At 72.6% G+C, this 15,842-nt stretch carries 13 protein-coding genes; 3 read left to right on the top strand and 10 right to left on the bottom strand.

The features are described from left to right. Positions 1-364: 364 nt before the first annotated feature. The 7 genes from pheA to ACJX2R_RS26205 form a co-directional block, all read right to left on the bottom strand. Positions 365-1,300: a prephenate dehydratase gene (gene pheA / locus ACJX2R_RS26235; RefSeq protein ID WP_413102139.1), complete on the bottom strand. Its 936-nt coding sequence runs from the start codon at positions 1,298-1,300 to the stop codon at positions 365-367. 129 nt (positions 1,301-1,429) lie between these two features. Next, positions 1,430-2,671, bottom strand: coding sequence for an iron uptake transporter deferrochelatase/peroxidase subunit (gene efeB, locus ACJX2R_RS26230; protein ID WP_413102138.1), 1,242 nt, complete (start codon positions 2,669-2,671; stop codon positions 1,430-1,432). Beyond that, the gene (locus ACJX2R_RS26225; protein WP_413102137.1) at positions 2,668-4,824 is read right to left on the bottom strand and encodes a copper resistance CopC/CopD family protein; all 2,157 of its coding nucleotides are present in this window, start codon (positions 4,822-4,824) and stop codon (positions 2,668-2,670) included. The genes efeB and ACJX2R_RS26225 overlap by 4 nt, the downstream gene beginning before the upstream one ends. 6 nt (positions 4,825-4,830) lie before the next feature. Then, entirely contained in the window at positions 4,831-5,325 is a 495-nt protein-coding gene (locus ACJX2R_RS26220) for a copper chaperone PCu(A)C (protein WP_413102136.1), read from the bottom strand. After that, the gene (locus tag ACJX2R_RS26215) at positions 5,322-5,981 is read right to left on the bottom strand and encodes an SCO family protein (RefSeq protein ID WP_413102135.1); all 660 of its coding nucleotides are present in this window, start codon (positions 5,979-5,981) and stop codon (positions 5,322-5,324) included. Before ACJX2R_RS26215 ends, ACJX2R_RS26220 begins: the two co-directional genes overlap by 4 nt. Before the next feature lie 143 nt (positions 5,982-6,124). Beyond that, positions 6,125-6,874, bottom strand: coding sequence for a YcnI family protein (locus tag ACJX2R_RS26210; protein ID WP_413102134.1), 750 nt, complete (start codon positions 6,872-6,874; stop codon positions 6,125-6,127). Positions 6,875-6,970: 96 nt separating this feature from the next. Continuing rightward, positions 6,971-7,789, bottom strand: coding sequence for a hypothetical protein (locus ACJX2R_RS26205; RefSeq protein ID WP_413102133.1), 819 nt, complete (start codon positions 7,787-7,789; stop codon positions 6,971-6,973). Between the two features lie 201 nt (positions 7,790-7,990). Here ACJX2R_RS26205 and ACJX2R_RS26200 point away from each other — a divergent pair, with 201 nt between their 5' ends. Then, a complete protein-coding gene (locus tag ACJX2R_RS26200; protein ID WP_121824507.1) occupies positions 7,991-8,494 on the top strand; it encodes an ATP-binding protein in 504 nt (167 codons plus the stop codon). 101 nt (positions 8,495-8,595) lie between these two features. Here ACJX2R_RS26200 and ACJX2R_RS26195 read toward each other — a convergent pair whose 3' ends face one another. After that, positions 8,596-10,071, bottom strand: coding sequence for a PLP-dependent aminotransferase family protein (locus ACJX2R_RS26195; protein WP_413102132.1), 1,476 nt, complete (start codon positions 10,069-10,071; stop codon positions 8,596-8,598). A gap of 47 nt (positions 10,072-10,118) precedes the next feature. Here ACJX2R_RS26195 and ACJX2R_RS26190 point away from each other — a divergent pair, with 47 nt between their 5' ends. Next, positions 10,119-10,673: a carboxymuconolactone decarboxylase family protein gene (locus ACJX2R_RS26190; protein ID WP_413102131.1), complete on the top strand. Its 555-nt coding sequence runs from the start codon at positions 10,119-10,121 to the stop codon at positions 10,671-10,673. Between the two features lie 76 nt (positions 10,674-10,749). Here ACJX2R_RS26190 and ACJX2R_RS26185 read toward each other — a convergent pair whose 3' ends face one another. Together ACJX2R_RS26185 and ACJX2R_RS26180 are read right to left on the bottom strand one after the other, a co-directional pair. Then, on the bottom strand, positions 10,750-12,246 hold the full coding sequence (locus ACJX2R_RS26185; RefSeq protein ID WP_413102130.1) for an aminopeptidase P family protein: 1,497 nt from the start codon (positions 12,244-12,246) through the stop codon (positions 10,750-10,752). A 224-nt stretch (positions 12,247-12,470) separates the two neighbouring features. Continuing rightward, positions 12,471-14,138, bottom strand: a complete 1,668-nt coding sequence (locus ACJX2R_RS26180; protein ID WP_413102129.1) for a GAF domain-containing SpoIIE family protein phosphatase — start codon at positions 14,136-14,138, stop codon at positions 12,471-12,473. 580 nt (positions 14,139-14,718) lie between these two features. On the opposite strand from ACJX2R_RS26180, the gene ACJX2R_RS26175 reads away from it, so the two are divergent. After that, complete coding sequence (locus tag ACJX2R_RS26175; RefSeq protein ID WP_413102128.1) at positions 14,719-15,393, top strand: bifunctional DNA primase/polymerase; 675 nt, start codon at positions 14,719-14,721, stop codon at positions 15,391-15,393. The last annotated feature ends 449 nt before the right edge of the window (positions 15,394-15,842 follow it).

Raw genomic sequence — 15,842 nt, 5'->3', positions numbered from 1 at the left:
GTGTGAGATCTGTGGATGTCGCAGTGATCGTTAAGGGCGCCCAGATGCTCGGCGATGGATTCCCTTATCAAACCGCGTTCACACACTCCACAAGAGAGGAATCCCTCACTCCAAAGGGTTGGTCGGGCGAATTGGGGTGACAGGTGAGTGATGTTCGACAATGACGGTCAATGCGAAGAACATTGCGATGTGCCCGCTGTGTCGGATTGATGATGTCGACTTATCCCCAGCGCGAGGCATCAGCCTGTGGATAACTTTTCCGCAGCGATTGTGTTGACGGGCTCCGGTGTGGGTCCGGGGGCCGGGGGGAACCGCTCCGGGGCCGCTCAGGCGCGGGTCCGGCTCAGGCCCGGTCGGGCCCGGCTCAGGCCCGGCCGTCCTGGCAGCGGGCCAGCCACTCCGCCGCTTCCGTGAACGCCTCGTCCGACGTCCCGTGCCGCAGCGGCGCCATGTCGTCGGCTGTCACACCCGCCCGGGGGTACGAGCCCAGGAACCGCACCTTCGGGCAGATCCGCTTCAGCCCCATCAGGGCCGAGCCCACCCGCCGGTCGGTGATGTGCCCCTCACAGTCCACCGAGAAGCAGTAGCGGCCGATGCCCTCGCCGGTCGGGCGGGACTCGATCCGCATCATGTTGACCCCGCGCGCGGAGAACTCCTGGAGCAGCTCGAGCAGCGCGCCCGGGTGGTCGTCACCGAGCCAGATCACGACGGACGTCTTGTCCGCACCGGTCCGGGCGGCGGGCCGGGCGAGGCGTCCGGCCAGCACGAAGCGGGTCATCGCGTTCTGTGCATCGTGGATGTCGGTGACCAGCGGCTCCAGACCGTACCTGGACGCCGCGAACTCGCCCGCGAACGCCGCGTCGTACCGCCCCTCCTGCACCAGCCGCGCGCCGTCCCCGTTCGAGGCGGCCGACTCCCACACGGCGTCCGGGAGGTTCGCCGCCAGCCAGTTGCGCACCTGGGGCTGGGACACCGGATGCCCGGTCACCGTCTTGACGTCCGCGATCGCGGTGCCCGGCCGCACCAGCAGCGCGAAGCTGATCGACAGCAGCACCTCGCGGTAGATCATCAGCGGTTTGCCGGTGGCGAGCTCGTCGAGGGTCGCGGTGACCCCGCCCTCGACCGAGTTCTCGATGGGCACCAGGGCGGCCGCCGCGGCTCCGGAGCGCACCGCGTCGAGCGCCACCGGCACGGAGACCATCGGCACCAGCTCCCGGGTGGCGGCCTCCGGCATGGACCGCAGGGCGGCCTCGGTGAAGGTGCCCTCGGGGCCGAGGTAGGCGTAGCGGCTGGCCGACATCACGGTCGCTCCCTGTGATCAGACGAGACCGCCACGATACCCGCGTCGGCCGGGGCCTCCGACCCGTGTGGTGGACACCCATATGGACACCCCTTGGACGCGATGCCCCGGGGCGGCTCGTCCCGTTTCCTATCCCTCCAAGAGTGCCTGACCCACGTACTCCCCCGGGGCGCAGCCCGGAGGCACCGCGAACAGGGCGCTGGCCTCGTGCCGCAGGAACCGCGACAGGTCGTCGCCCAGGTCCAGCTTCCGCTGCACCGGCACGAACCCCTTCATCGGATCCGCCTGCCAGGCGATGAAAAGCAGCCCCGCGTCCGGCGCCCCGTCGTCGCGGAAGCCGTCGTGGTACGAGAAGGGCCTGCGCAGCATCGCGGCGCCCTGGTTGGACGCGGGCGCCGCGACCCGTACGTGGGCGGCGCCCGCGATGGCCAGCGCACCGTTCTTGTCGACCTTGTCGAGCTGAACCGGGGTGGTCTCGGTGCCGCCGGACAGCGGGGCGCCGTCGGACTTGCGGCGGCCGACCACCTTCTCCTGCCGCTCAAGGGAGAGGTTGTCCCAGGAGTCCAGCAGCATCCGGACGCGCCGGACGACCGCGTAGGAGCCGCCCGCCATCCACGCGGGCTCGCCCTTCTCCGGTACGAAGATCCGCCGCTCGAAGTCGTCGTCGGTCGGCTTGGGGTTGTTGGTGCCGTCGATCTGGCCCATGAGGTTGCGGGTGGTCATGGGGCGGCCGGTGGCGCCGGGGGACCGGTTGAAGCCGTTCATCTGCCAGCGCAGCCGGGCCGTGTCCGCGGCCTCGCGCTGGAGGGCGCGCAGCGCGTGGAAGGCGACCAGCGCGTCATTGGCGGCGATCTGGATCCACAGGTCGCCGTTGCTGCGCTTGGGGTCGAGCGCGTCCGAGACGAAGTCGGGGAGCGGGGCGAGCGCCTCCGGCAGCCGGTCCTCGACCCCCGCCTTGCCGAAGAACGTCCGGCCGAAGCCGAAGGTGACCGTAAGGGAGGAGGGACCGGCGTCGAGCGCGATCCCGGTGTCATCCGGTGGGGCCTCGCCCGCCATCAGCTCCTTGGCCGTCCGCGACCAGCGGCGCAGCAGTGCGGCGGCCGCCTTACGGTTCGCACCGGGCGCCAGGTCGAAGGCGAGGAGATGCCCGTGGGCCTGGAGCGGGGTGGTGATGCCCGCCTGGCGCCTGCCGTGGAAGGGCACGGTGGTCGCGCCCAGCGAGCTGAGGGGTGCGGGGGCCTCCCGCGTCGCCTCGGACGCGTAGGCCCCGGCGGCTCCGCCGGCGACCAGTCCGGCCGCTCCGGCGGCGCCCGCCGAGCCCAGCAGACGCCGCCGGGAGATGCTGGACGAGGGTGGTTGCTCTGTGGTCATTGAGCGACTTTCACGTTTCTGGTCTCCGTCACCTGGTCGATGTCGGAGGTTCGTACGGTCAGGGAGAGCTGCCAGGTGCCCGCCATGGGGAGCTGGACGGTCTTGGCGCTCCAGTGTCCGGTCGAGAGGCGCTCGAGCGGGATGCGCAGCGGCCCGATCCCCTTGTCCTTGAGCGTCAGCGACAGCTTGACCTCGGGCACGTCCACGGGGCGGTCGGCCAGGTCGGTGGTGAAGACGTGCAGCGCGTTGTCACCCGGCAGAGCGGGTTCGATCATCACCACGGCCTTGCCGCGGCCGCTCTTGGGACCCGTGTCGTAGGGGATCAGCACGCTCACCGGGTCGACGTTCAGCTGGTCACCGGGTGTCGAGGCCGGGGCGCTTGCCTGCTCGGTCTCGGCCCGGCCGGGCTGGGTGCCGCTGAGCACGGTGGCCACCGCGAGCAGCACGACGGCCACGATGGTCTCGGCGAGCACCGAGCGGCGCAGCCCGCTGCGCTCGCGGTCGGCGTCGCGCTCCCGCAGGGTGGCGGTCTTGTCCTTGGCGGCCCGCTGACGGGCGAGCTGGGCGGTGCGTACGGGATCGTCATCGGCGGCGCCGGTACCGGAGCCGTCGCCGGGCCCGTCACCGGACTCGGCGTCGTCGTCATCGGGGGCGTCGGCGGAGGCGTCGGCGGGGGTGCCGACCGCCGCGTCGGCCACACCGGTACGTACCGGCCGCGCGGCCTTCACCGCGGCCTTGGCCCCGGCCTTGGTCTCGGTCTCGGCCTTGGCCGTGTCGGCCATGGCTTCGACATCGGTCTCGGCACCGTTCCCCGCCGTGGCCTCCGCGTCCGCGTCCGCGTCCGCTTCCGCCCCAGCCGCCTCCGTGACATCCGTAAGGCGCCCGGTCCAGCGGCGCGAGACGGCGGCGATGCCCACCAGCACCGCCACCAGACCCACCTTGACCAGCAGCCATCGCCCGTACTCGGTGTCGGTCAGCGCGCCCCAGGAGCCCACCTGCCGCCACGACTGGTACAGCCCGGTGACCACCAGGGCGACGACCGAGCCGAAGGCCAGCCGCGAGAAGCGGCGCACGGCCGCCCGCTCGATCGGCTCGCCCGCCCGGAGCGTCACCGCGAGCGAGGCCAGACCGCCCAGCCAGACCCCGACCGCGATCAGATGGATCACGTCCACCGGCATGGCCAGCTGCCGTTGCAGGCCCACCGAGGCGTGCTCGGCCATCGCCCAGGTCGCGGCGAGGCCCACCGCCATCACCGTGCCGCCGAAGCCGAGCCCGAAGGCGAGGTCCTGGCGGCGCCGCGCGTCCGCCTCCCCCTCCCCGGTGCGCCGGGTGTACGAGCCGAAGAGGACGGCCAGGAAGACCGCCGCCGCGCCGAGCAGCAGCAGCCGGGACAGCAGCGCCGCACCCGGCTTGGTGGACAGCACATCGCCCAGCCTGCCGAGGTCGAGGATCCCGCCGATCCCCTCGCCGTCGGTGTACGGACCGCGCAGCAGCAACAGCAGCAGGCTGGCCGTGAAGACCGTCACCCAGCCGCCCACGGCGATCTTCCGCACCGGGCGGGAGGACCGGCAGACCCCGGCGAACACAGCGCCGCCCACGAGCGCCGCGAAACCGCCGTAGGCGGCGTACCGCCCGATTCCGTAGAGCGTGCTGACGGTGGAGTCGGACGCCTCGCCCGTGGGCACCTTCGCCTTGGTCTTGGACGGGGCGCCGATGGAGAAGGTGAACGCGCCGCTCACCGGGTGGCTGTCCTCCGAGACCGCCTTCCACGCCACCGTGTAGGTGCCGTCCGGCAGTCCGGAGTGCAGCCCGGCGGCGGCGGTCGACGACTTGCCGTCGACATGGGCGGTCTTCCCGGTGTCCACGCGCTTGCCCTTGGGGTCGAGCACGCGCACCGAGTCGCCGGAGAGCAGCACACCCTCCGAGAAGTTCAGCGTGACCTCCCTGGGGGCGGTCTTCACCACTGAGCCGTCGGCGGGGTCGGTCGAGGTGAGCGCGGCATGCGCGGACGCGGAGCTCGCGCCCACGCTCAGCGCGCACAGCAGCGCGGCGAGCAGGGTGCCGCAGATCGCCATCAGCCGCCGGGCGGTCGCGGTGTTCCGGGTGGGAGTCGCGGTGGGCCCGGCGGGGGCCAGGGAGGTCAGCGAGGGCATCGGGCGTCAGTCCTTGGGGCGGTACGTCGTCGGCTCGACCGGGACTTTGATCTCGATGGGGTCGGAGGTGGCGAAGTGGAGGGTGAAGCTGACCTTCTCACCGACCTTCGGCCGGTGGGTGAGATTTGTCAGCATCAGATGATCTCCGCCGCTGGTCAGCTCGAGCCGGCCGTCGGCCGGGACATCGAGCGAGCTCACCTGCTTCATCCGGTTGCCCTTGGTGGTGTGCAGGGTGACCTCGGAGGCGAGCGGGGTGGTGACGGAGGTGAGCTCGTCGGCGCCGCCACCGGCGTTCCGTACGGCCAGGTAGCCCGCCGCCATGTCGTCCATGGGCGGCTGCGAGACATAGGCACCGCTCACGGACAGCTTCGGGGCGCCCTTGTGGCCCGCGTGGTCCCCGCCGCCGCTGTCCTCGCTCCCACAGGCGGCGAGCGCGGCGGACAGGCCGACGGTGAGGACCACGGCGGCCGCCTTACGGATGCCGGGGCCCGTCACCCTCACGGGTTCCGCCCCTCGATGATCTTTGGCAGATCCTTGGCGTAACGATCCGCCGTGGCCTCCGTCGTGTAGATCCAGTGACCCTCGTCGTCCTTGGGCGAGAAGCCGATCACCTCGGCGCCGTGGCTGACGGTGATGCTGCCGTCCTTCTCCTTCTTCGGCTTCTCGATGAAGATGCCCAGCGGCCGCGCGGCGGCCTCGATGGTGTTGAAGTCGCCGGTCAGGCCGACGAAGTCGGTGCCGCCCTGGGCGTCCAGCCAGGAGCGGATCCGCTTGGGGGTGTCCCGGGCGGGGTCGGTGCTGACGAAGACGACCCGCAGCTTCTCCCGTTCGGCCTTGGGGAGCTTCTTCACCGCGATGCCGACGTTGCTCATGGTCAGCGGGCAGACGTCCGGGCAGTGGGTGTAGCCGAAGAAGAGCAGGGTGGGATGGCCCTTGGTCTCCTTCAGCAGGTCGTACTTCTTGCCGTCGGTGCCGGTGAGGACGAGGTCCGGCTTGGCCTTCGCCTGGTCGAGGACGATGGCCTGCCCCGACCTCTGGCCGCCCTTGACCTCGGCGGCGGCGTTGTCGCCCTTGCCCCCGTCGTCCGAGCCGCCGCAGGCGCTGAGGGTGAGCGCGGCGGTGGCGACGATCGCGGTGGCCAGGATTTTGGTGCGCATGGAACTGTTCTCCCAAGAGGGGTGGATCGGTGGCGCGCGGGGGCGGCGGACACGAGGGCCCGCCACCCCCGCCGGGAATCACGCGGTCGGTTCAGGACCCGTGGTCACCGGCGGTCACGCGCATGCGGTCGAGTGGTTGGCGGTCAGGCGGAGCGGCGGCGGCTGGCGACCACGCCGAAGGCGACACCGGCGGCGCCGATGACGATGCCCGCGATGCCCAGCACCCGGGCGGTGGTGTCGCTGCCGCCCTCGTCGTCCGAGGCGTCCTTGGCGGCGGAATTCTCCGCTCCGGCCTTCTCGGAGTCCTTGTCCTGGCCGGACGCCGCGGCGGCGCCATCGCCGTCCGAGCCCTCGGCCGGGGCGACCAGCTTGAGCACCGGAGCCGGGTTCTCGGGCTCGGCGGCACCCTCCTTGGGCTCCTCGATCCAGCGCACGACCTCCTTGTTGTCGTACGTCTGGAGGGCCTTGAAGGCGAGCTGGTCGGCGTCGTCGGGCAGCTGGCCGACCGAGAGCGGGAACTGCTGGAACATCCCCGGCTCGATCTTGCCGCCGGTCCAGGTGACCTTGGTGACCGCCTCGGTGATCTTCTCGCCGTGTGTCTCCATGGGCTTGGGGAGCTTGGACTTGGTGACCTTGACGTCCCAGCCGGGGACCGGCTGGGGCATCACCGAGGCGAGCGGATGGTCGGCGGGTAGGGTCACCTCGAGCTTGACGGTGGAGGAGTCGTCGCGCTCGTTGGGCACCTTGAAGTTGATGGTGCTGTAGCCGCCCTTCTCGGCCTGGCCGGGCTGCACGCTCACGTGCGCGAAGGCCGGGCCCGCGGTGAGCAGCACCAGCCCGCCCGCGGTGAGGGCTCCGAGGACCGGCAGACGGCGGAGACGCATGGCGTTCATGTCAACACTCCAGGAACAGGAATGATCAGATGGGTGGGCGCGCGTGCGGTGACGTCGCGGCCGCCCTCCGGTCCCGCTGGAGGAGCGTCGCGTCGGTCAGGCCGCGAGATCGCAGACCGGCGGTCCCCGCCTGATCACGCTGTGCTGGAGGACGAGGGCCGTCGTCCCGCCCTCGTCCCGCTCGGCCGTGCGCGGCCGGCGCGGCCCGCCGTAAGGCGCCTGCGAAGGGGTCAGGAGCACCCGTACGAGCCTCAGGGCGGCGCGCAGCGCCCGTACGAGCGCGGCCTCCGCGACCCCTCGGGCCCCGTCCACCGACAGCCGCACCGCCCGCCATACGGCCATCTCGCCCCGCCGCAGCAGCCAGCCGATGGCCAGCGCGGCGAGCAGATGGCCCAGGGCCATGGGCAGCGACGGCAGCAGGCTCTCCATCCCGGCCGCCTGCCCCGCCGGGGCGGTGGACGCCGGCATGGTGTGCGGGCCGCCGTGCGCGGCGGACGGGTCGATGCCCGCGCGGGCGACGATCCGATGGGCCGACGCGGCGTCGAGCCGCCCGGGGCCCGAGGCGCACAGCAGCCTGGCGGCCAGGCCGATCACATGGCCCTGGGCGGCGTCGGCCCGATGGGCGGCCTCCTCGGCCGCCGCGGCCCGGTCCTGCCCGAGCGCGAAGAGCGCGTGCAGCGCCAGCTGCCCGACGGCCAGCACGGCCGCGATCCCGGGCAGCGACCGCTCCCGCCCGGCCAGCGACAGCGCCACCGTGAACATCGCCGCGCAGCCCACGCCCAGCGTCCACAGCGGCACGGTGGCGCAGGAGCCCAGCACATGCCCCGCCGCGGACAGCACGACGCAGACCGCGGTGAAGACCGCGGCCCGCAGCATTCGCAGATCGGCGCCGGCACGGGCGACAGGGGAAGCCATGGCCGCGCCATCATCCCACTGGGCGGACGCGTTCCCTACGGCGGGTGGGGCGTACCGGCGCACACCGGGACAGGCCCATACACCGGTTCGCGCATCGAGCGCGTCCGCTGAATGAGCGGAGTCACGTCAATAACACGCTTACGGACCATGGACCCAGGCAATACGTAACGGTATGTCGAGCCGCGGCCGGGAGGCTGGAGCATGAGCATCTGGTGGTCACTCCATTTGCCCCGCGAGGCGGCGAGCGTTCCGCTCGCACGACGACTGCTCCTCGGCACCATGGAGACGGCCGGAGTGGATCCGGAGATCTCCTACGATCTGTCGGTCGCCCTCTCCGAGGCGTGTGCGAACGCGGTGGAGCACGGGGGTCGCGACGGCACGGGCGGGGATTATCGAGTCACGGCCTATATCGACGGCGACACCTGCCGTATCGAGGTCACCGACTCCGGTCCCGGCTTCGCCGGACGCGGTACCGTCCGCCGCGAGGCCCGCACCCGGAACGAGCGGCGTCCGGCGGGTGCGCCGAGACCACAGCAGCCGCGCAGTCCGGCCCCGCCACAGGCGGAGCACGGACGGGGGCTCTTTCTCATCGAGGCCCTCACCGACCATGTCCGCTACCGCGACCGTCCGGGCCGCGGCGGGGTGGTGGTGAGCTTCGACAAGATTCTCAAGTGGCGTGAAGGAGCGCTGCTCAGGGCGTCATGAACGGCTGAACGCCAGGGAGCTGCCTGAACGCCGGTGGCTTCACCGTCAGGGAGCCGCCTGAACGCCAGGGAGCCGCCGTAACGCCAGGGAGCCGTGCAACCTCAGGTGGCCGTCCGTTCGGGCGGCAGAGCGCGGCACAGCGCGTCCAGCGCCCCCGCGAACGAGTGCTCGGGCGGGGTCGCGTAGCCCACCACGAGCCCGTCGCGATGGGGTGTGGTGGCGTCCGGGTGGCGGTAGCCGCCGAGGCCGTCGAGCGCCAGCCCCTGCCAGGCGGCGGCGCGCAGGGCGGACCGCTCGGTGCCGGGCGGCAGCTCCAGCACCGCGTGCAGACCGGCCGCGATCCCCGAGACGCGGATATGGGGCGCGCGTTCGGCGAGGGCGGCGACGAGCTGATCCCGCCGACGGCGGTACTGCTGGCGCATACGGCGCACATGGCGGTCGTAGCCGCCCGAGTCGATGAAGTCCGCGAGGGTCAGCTGGTCGAGGACGCCGGTCCATCCCTCGCGCTCCCCCTTGGTGGCCAGCAGGCCGTCGACCAGATGATCCGGCAGCACCATCCAGCCCAGCCGCAGCGCCGGGGAGAGGCTCTTGCTGACCGAGCCGAGGTAGAGCACCCGGTCGGGGTCGAGGCCCTGGACGGCGCCCACCGGACGGCGGTCGTAGCGGAACTCCCCGTCGTAGTCGTCCTCCAGCACCAGACCGCCGCTCTCCCGCGCCCAGGCGACGGCCGCGGCCCGCCGCTCGGGGTGCAGCGGACCGCCGGTGGGGAACTGGTGGGCCGGGGTGAGCAGGGTCGCCCGTACGCCGTCGAGGTCGGCCAGTCCCTCCGTAAGGGCGCCATCGGCGTCCAGCGGGAGCGGGACCGTACGGATCCCGGCCGATCTCAGCAGCGAGCGGTGGAAGGCCAGGCCGTAGGACTCGACGGCCATCCGGGGCCGCAGCAGCCGGGTGTCGCTCAGCAGCCGCACCGCGTGCGCGAAGCCCGCGCAGACGACGATCCGCTCGGAGTCGGCGCGTACGCCGCGGACGCGGGCGAGGTAGTCGGCCAGGGCGCGGCGCAGCTCCGGACGGCCGCGCGGATCGCCGGGGCCGAACGCCTCGTGGGGCGCGGCGCTCAGGGCGCGGCGGGCCGAGGCGAGCCAGGCGGTGCGGGGGAAGGAGGCGGCGTCCGGCTGGCCCTGGAGCAGATTGTGGGCCGGGCGCGGGGCGGGCCGGGGCCCACGGCGGCCGCCGGTCGCCCCGGACGGCCGTCCGCCGCGCTCCCTGCCGGGCGCTCGGCGCCGGGGTGGGGGCGACGCTGGGCGGGGCGCCACCCGGGTCCCGGAGCCCTGGCGGGCGGTGAGCCAGCCCTCGGCGACCAGCTCGGCGTAGGCGTCGGCGACCGTGTTCCGGGCGATGCCCAGGTCGGCGGCGAGGGAACGGTACGGCGGCAGCCGGGTGTCCGGGGCGAGCCGCCCGTCGCGGATGGCCTCCCGCAGCGCGGCCATCAGGGCGGTTCTGCGGCTGCCCGCGCGGGTCAGCTCCAGATGGAGGTCACTGCCGAGGATCTCCGCCGAATTGACCCATGAATCCGCCATGGAAATGCACCCTACAGAGGGTCGCTTAGCGGCCTAATTTCATTCCCATGACGACTTCGACACCGACACGGACGACGACACAGACGACGGGGACGACGACAGAGGCGGCGACGCAGACCGCGACGGCGGCCCAGACCGCGACGACGGCGCGGCGGACAACCGGGCGGGTCAACTTCGCGAAGGCCGCCCCCAAGGCGTTCAAGGCGCTGATCAGCCTGGACGCGGCCGCCCGCGAGGGCCTGGACCCGGCCCTGGTGGAGCTGGTGCAGATCCGCTCCTCCCAGCTGAACCAGTGCGCCTACTGCCTCCATATGCACACCACCGACGCCCATAAGGCGGGCGAGAGCAAGGAGCGCATCGCCCTGGTGGGGGTCTGGGAGGAGGCCGGGGAGGCCGGGTTCTACACCGAGAAGGAGCAGGCAGCCCTGGCGCTCACCGAGGCGGTCACGCTGCTGCCCGGCGGCGTCCCGGACGAGGTCTACGAGCGGGCCGCCCGGCACTTCGAGGAGCGGGAGCTGGCCCAGCTCATCGCCCTCATCTTCACGATCAACTCCTGGAACCGGATCGCGGTGACCACCCGCAAGGTGCCGGGGCGGAACTGAGCGCCCCGTGGGGAGCGGCGCCGCCGCTCCCCACGGGGACCCACACGATCAGGCGATGAGCCGCCGCATGGCCGCCTCAGCCGGTGAGGCGGGCCATCCACGCCTCGACGTCATCGGCGGTCCGCGGCAGCGCGGCCGACAGCACGCGGTTGCCGTCCTCCGTCACCAGGATGTCGTCCTCGATCCGGACGCCGATGCCCCGGTACTCCTCCGGCACGGTCAGGTCGTCGGGCTGGAAGTACAGCCCCGGCTCGACCGTCAGGCACATACCGGGCTCCAGGGTGCCGTCCACATAGGTCTCGGTGCGGGCCGCGGCGCAGTCGTGGACGTCCATGCCGAGCATGTGGCCGGTGCCGTGCAGCGTCCAGCGGCGCTGCAACCCCAGCTCCAGCACCCGCTCCACCGGGCCCTCGACCAGGCCCCACTCGACGAGCTTGGTGGCGAGGACGTGCTGGGCGGCGTCGTGGAAGTCGCGGTACTTCGCACCCGGCCGGACCGCGGCGATGCCCGCCTCCTGGGCCTCGTAGACCGCCTCGTAGACCTTGCGTTGCAGCGGGCTGTAGGTGCCGTTCACCGGCAGGGTGCGGGTCACATCGGCGGTGTAGAGGGTGGTGGTCTCCACGCCCGCGTCCAGCAGCAGCAGATCGCCGGAGCGGACCGGGCCGTCGTTGCGCACCCAGTGCAGGGTGGTGGCGTGCGGGCCCGCGGCGGCGATGGTGCCGTAGCCGACGTCGTTGCCCTCGACCCGGGCCCGAAGGAAGAACGTTCCTTCGATATAGCGCTCCGATGTCGCCCGCGCCTTGTCCAGAACCTTGACGACATCCTCGAAGCCGCGGGCCGTCGCATCGACCGCCGCCTGGAGCTGGCCGATCTCGAACTCGTCCTTGACCAGGCGCTGCTCGCTGAGGAAGACCCGCAGCTCCTCGTCGCGCTCACCGGTCACCTTGTCGGTCAGGGCGGCCTCGAGACCGGCGTCGTGACCGCGCACGATACGGACCGGGCCGGTGGCGTCCCGGAGCTCGTCGGCCAGCTTGCGGACGTCCCTGGCGGGCAGGCCCAGCCGCTTCTCGGCCTCCGTAAGGCTGAACCGGCGGCCCACCCACAGCTCGCCCTGGCCGTCCAGCCAGAACTCGCCGTTCTCCCGGTCGGAGCGCGGCAGCAGATACAGCGTCGCGGTGTGGCCGCCGCCCGCCTCGGGCTCCAGCACCAGCACACCGTCCTCGGTCTGGTCGCCGGTGAGGTACGCGTACTCGGTCGAGGCGCGGAAGCTGTAGTCCGTGTCGTTGGAGCGCGTGCGGAGATTGCCCGCGGGGATGACCAGGCGATCGCCGGGGAAGCGCGCGGAGAGCGCGGCGCGGCGGCGGGCGGTGTGCGGAGCCTGTGCGAGGGGCTCCAGGTCGTGCTGCTCGGTGTCCGCCCAGCCGGACTTCATGCTCTCGGCGAGCTCGTCGGAAACGCCTGGGTACAGGCCGTTCTTCCGCTGCTTGATGGGCTCCTCGCCTTCCGGGGTCTCCGGGGCTTCGGAAGTGGGCTCCTCGGTCACGTCTTCCTCCTCGAACTGGACCCCTCCCATCGTATGTGCGGGGCCTGATGGCCGGGAGGGCCCGAGGCGCCGGGTGACCATGGCTCCAGCGGGGGCCGGGGCCGCGCTCGAGCCGCGGCCGTAAGGGGGCCTCGCGTCAGGGGCCTCGCGTCAGGAGGCCGCGTGTCACTCGGCGTGGGCCCCGCGTCAGCCGACGTGGGCCCGCGTCATAGCCCCGCGTCAGCCGACCCGGGCCACGCGTGATCGACCCCGCGTCAGTCGAAGTGCGCCACGAGCAGGACGAGATCCTCCGTGCCGTCCTCCGAATGCCGCCCCACGGCGGCCGCCGGACCGTCGGGGAGCACCGTACGGAGCACATGGTCGGCGAGGGCGTCCGGGTCGCCGCGGACGCCCTTGGGAGCGCTCGCCGCGGCCGTGTGCAGCCGGGCGAAGGCCCGGTCCATCGGCTCCCCGGTGCGGTGGAGCAGCCCGTCGCTGTAGAAGAGGAGGGTCTCTCCGGAGGACGGCGCGACCTCCACGCTGGGCGCCTCCCAGCAGGAGAGCATCCCCAGCGGCGCGGACAGGGTGGTCTCCACGAACTCGGTGCGCCGCTCCCCGGTGAGCAGCGGCGGGCAGTGCCCGGCCCCGGCCAGCACCACCTTGCGCGTGCCGGGCTCGCAGTAGGCGAAGAGGGCGGTCGCGGAGCGGGCGGGCTCGGTGAGCCGCAGCAGCAGCTCCAGGTCGGACAGCACGGCGACCGGGTCCTCGCCCTCCATCACCGCGTACGCCCGCAGCGAGGCCCGCAGCCGCCCCATCGCGACCACGGCGCTCGGCCCGCAGCCGGAGACCCCGCCCACCGAGAGCCCGAGCGCCCCGTCCGGCAGCGGTAGTGCGTCGTACCAGTCACCACCGCCGTGCGGACCGGGGTGGTGGCGGACGGCCAGGCGCACCCCGGGGACGCGGGGCAGCCGGGTGGGCAGTAGCTCCTCCTGGACGGTCGCGACGGCGGCGCGGGCGCGGGAGAGCTCGATCAGCCGGGCGATGTGGGCGGCGGCGTACTGGCAGTACAGGCCCACGAGATGGCGCTGGCGCTCCGCGGGCTCGGCGGGCTCGTCGTAGAGCCAGGCGGCTCCGCCGAGCCGCCCGGAGGGGCCGCCGGCGCCCATGGCGGCCGTAAGGCCGGGCGAAGGCGCGGCGGCCGGTTCACCTACCTGGCCGACGCCGGGGACGCACGGGGCGCCGGTGACGCTCGTCGTTCCGGGTCCTGGTCCTGGACCGGGCCCGGGTCCTGGGCCGGGGACGCCGGGGGCCGGGTGGTCGCCCGCGCCCGCCGGGGAGCCGGTGCCGGTGGCCCCGTCCGCGCCGGGGGCGGGCGCGGGGATGGCGGAAAGGCCGGGCGTGGCGCGGGGATCGGCGCGGAACGGGTCCAGCGGCACGGCGTAGCTCGCGGAGAAGCCGAGCCGCGCGGCCACCTCGCGGTGGCGCGGGTCGAGGTCGGCCTCACTGGCGATATCGGGGTGGGTCACATCGGCGCGCCGCTCGCCGCCCTGTTCGGACAGCCCGTCCAGGAGATGACCGGCGGAGGCGGAGCCGCGCGGGATGGTCTCGATCTGGCCGAGGTCGGCGTGGCCGAGACCGAGCCCCACCGTGATCACCGGGCCGAGCCCGTCGGCCGGTTCGAGCGCCACCAGTCCGCGCCGGGCGCCGACCAGCGAGGCGCCCGCGCGCAGCAGTTCGCGCAGTGCCTCGTCGAGGGTGTCGGTCCGGACCAGCCGCTCGGTGAGCTCATGAAGGGTGGTGAGATCCGAGACCCAGCCGGCCAGCCGGTCCTGGACACCGGAGTTGGGCGCGGCCAGGGGTGGTGTGACGGGGTCGGCAGTTTGCGTGGGCGAGGGGAGGGAAGGATCGATTCCAGCCACTTTCGGCGCGTGGGGCGAGTTCATGGCCCGCTGCCTTCACCCGCCGGGTCCGGCTCGCTCAATAGCATCGCAAACCCCCTGTCGTGCTGCGCCGCTACTGTGCCGCTACTGTCTCCAGATGTACACGGAGCGCAGATGCGATGTCCAGCATTGTCCCGGTGGTCTTGTTGGTGTCTGGGGGGAATTGAACTTGGCCGAAAAAAAGTCGTTAGGCTGTCCCTTCGAGGTCGACTGACGTCGTTCGACAGCGCGTCGTCTCCACCGCGGCGGGTACACATCGGAGAGGGGCAGGGGCAGTTCGGATCGCCCCGGAACCCCGCGGCCGGTCCAGGCGTCATAGACCACAACGGCCGCGCCCATCCCCGAGTGGCGAGGAAGGCACCAACCGGACGGCAAGCGCCATGCGCGCGCCACCCCTCGCCACGTTCCACGCTCGGCCTGCGGCGTGATGCGCTGCCTTGTACGCGCAGTGACTTGTGATCCACCTGCTGTGACGGGCCGAACGATGCCGGACAGCGCCACGTAAGTCCAAGTGAAGTGCCATCTGAAGTGCGATGTAGTGCGACGGACAGCCCTCGGCGTTAACGGAAAGGAACGAGCGCTCATGCGCGAGATCCTCGGAAGGCGACGCAAGTTCTCGCTGCGGCGCGGCGCGCGGTCGCCGCTGCTGCGCGCGGCGCTCACCTGCGCCACCGAGTGGCAGTGGCCCGTGGTCCCTGGCGTCGGACTCCGGTCCGGCGGCGGACGGCCGCGAGTGTGCGGCTGCCCCGACCCGGAATGTGCGGTTCCGGGTGGACATCCGTTCGATCCCGTTCTCCTCGCCGCCACCACGGACGCGCGCATGGTGCGCTGGTGGTGGGGCAATCGGCCCTCCGCGCCCCTCCTGCTGGCCACGGGCGGCCACGCGCCCTGCGCGGTGAGCCTGCCGGCGGTCGCCGGGGCGCGGGCGCTGGCGGTCTTCGACCGGGCGGGTGTGCGGCTCGGCCCGGTGGTCGCCACGCCCACCCGCTGGTCGCTGCTGGTGGAGCCGTACTCCCTCGAAGACCTCGGCGAGCTGCTGAGCCAGCAGGACTGGGTGCCCAGCTCGCTGCGGTTCCACGGCGAGGGCGGCTATGTCGTGCTGCCGCCGTCGCAGACCGGCTCCGGCCGGGTGCGCTGGGAGCGGCCGCCACTGCGCCGCTCCGGGCGGCCCTGGCTGCCCCAGGTGGCCACGGTGGTGAACGCCTTGGTCGAGGCCAGCACCAGCGCGCCCGACGGAGACAGCCGGCTCGCCTACTGAGGCGGGCCCCGGGTGCGGGGGTTCGGGGGCCGCTGAGCGCGGTGGACCGCTGAGCGCGGTGGACCGCTGAGCGCGACGCTCGCGGGTGTATGAGGGCTCGGAGGCCGGGGAGGCGACTTCCTGGACTCCGGGCCCGGCGTCTTTTATCCACCAGACCTGGCGGGCCCCGGGAGTTACCAGGCCTACCAGGCCTACCGGGTCCCGGGAGCAACTCCCACGCTGCCGACGGCAGTTGGTACGTACCTGACCCGCCGTCCCACGCCGCCGTCCGGACGCGGACATGGAAGCGCCCGGTCGCTGGCGACGGGGGATGCACCAGCGACCGGGCTTTTAGAACCGTAACAAGAGATCGGCCGATAGCAAATTCGATCGCGGATTTCCGGACGTCGATTTGCAGGGCGTAACAGTGAGTTGTGAGCGGCCTCACGTACCCCCGCGGCGCCCTCCGG

It is taken from the genome of Streptomyces sp. Inha503 (genome assembly GCF_047215865.1).
Taxonomy (GTDB): Bacteria; Actinomycetota; Actinomycetes; order Streptomycetales; family Streptomycetaceae; genus Streptomyces; species Streptomyces lycopersici.
Note: the sequence above shows the minus strand (reverse complement) of the source record. Positions and strands in the feature narration are given on the sequence as shown.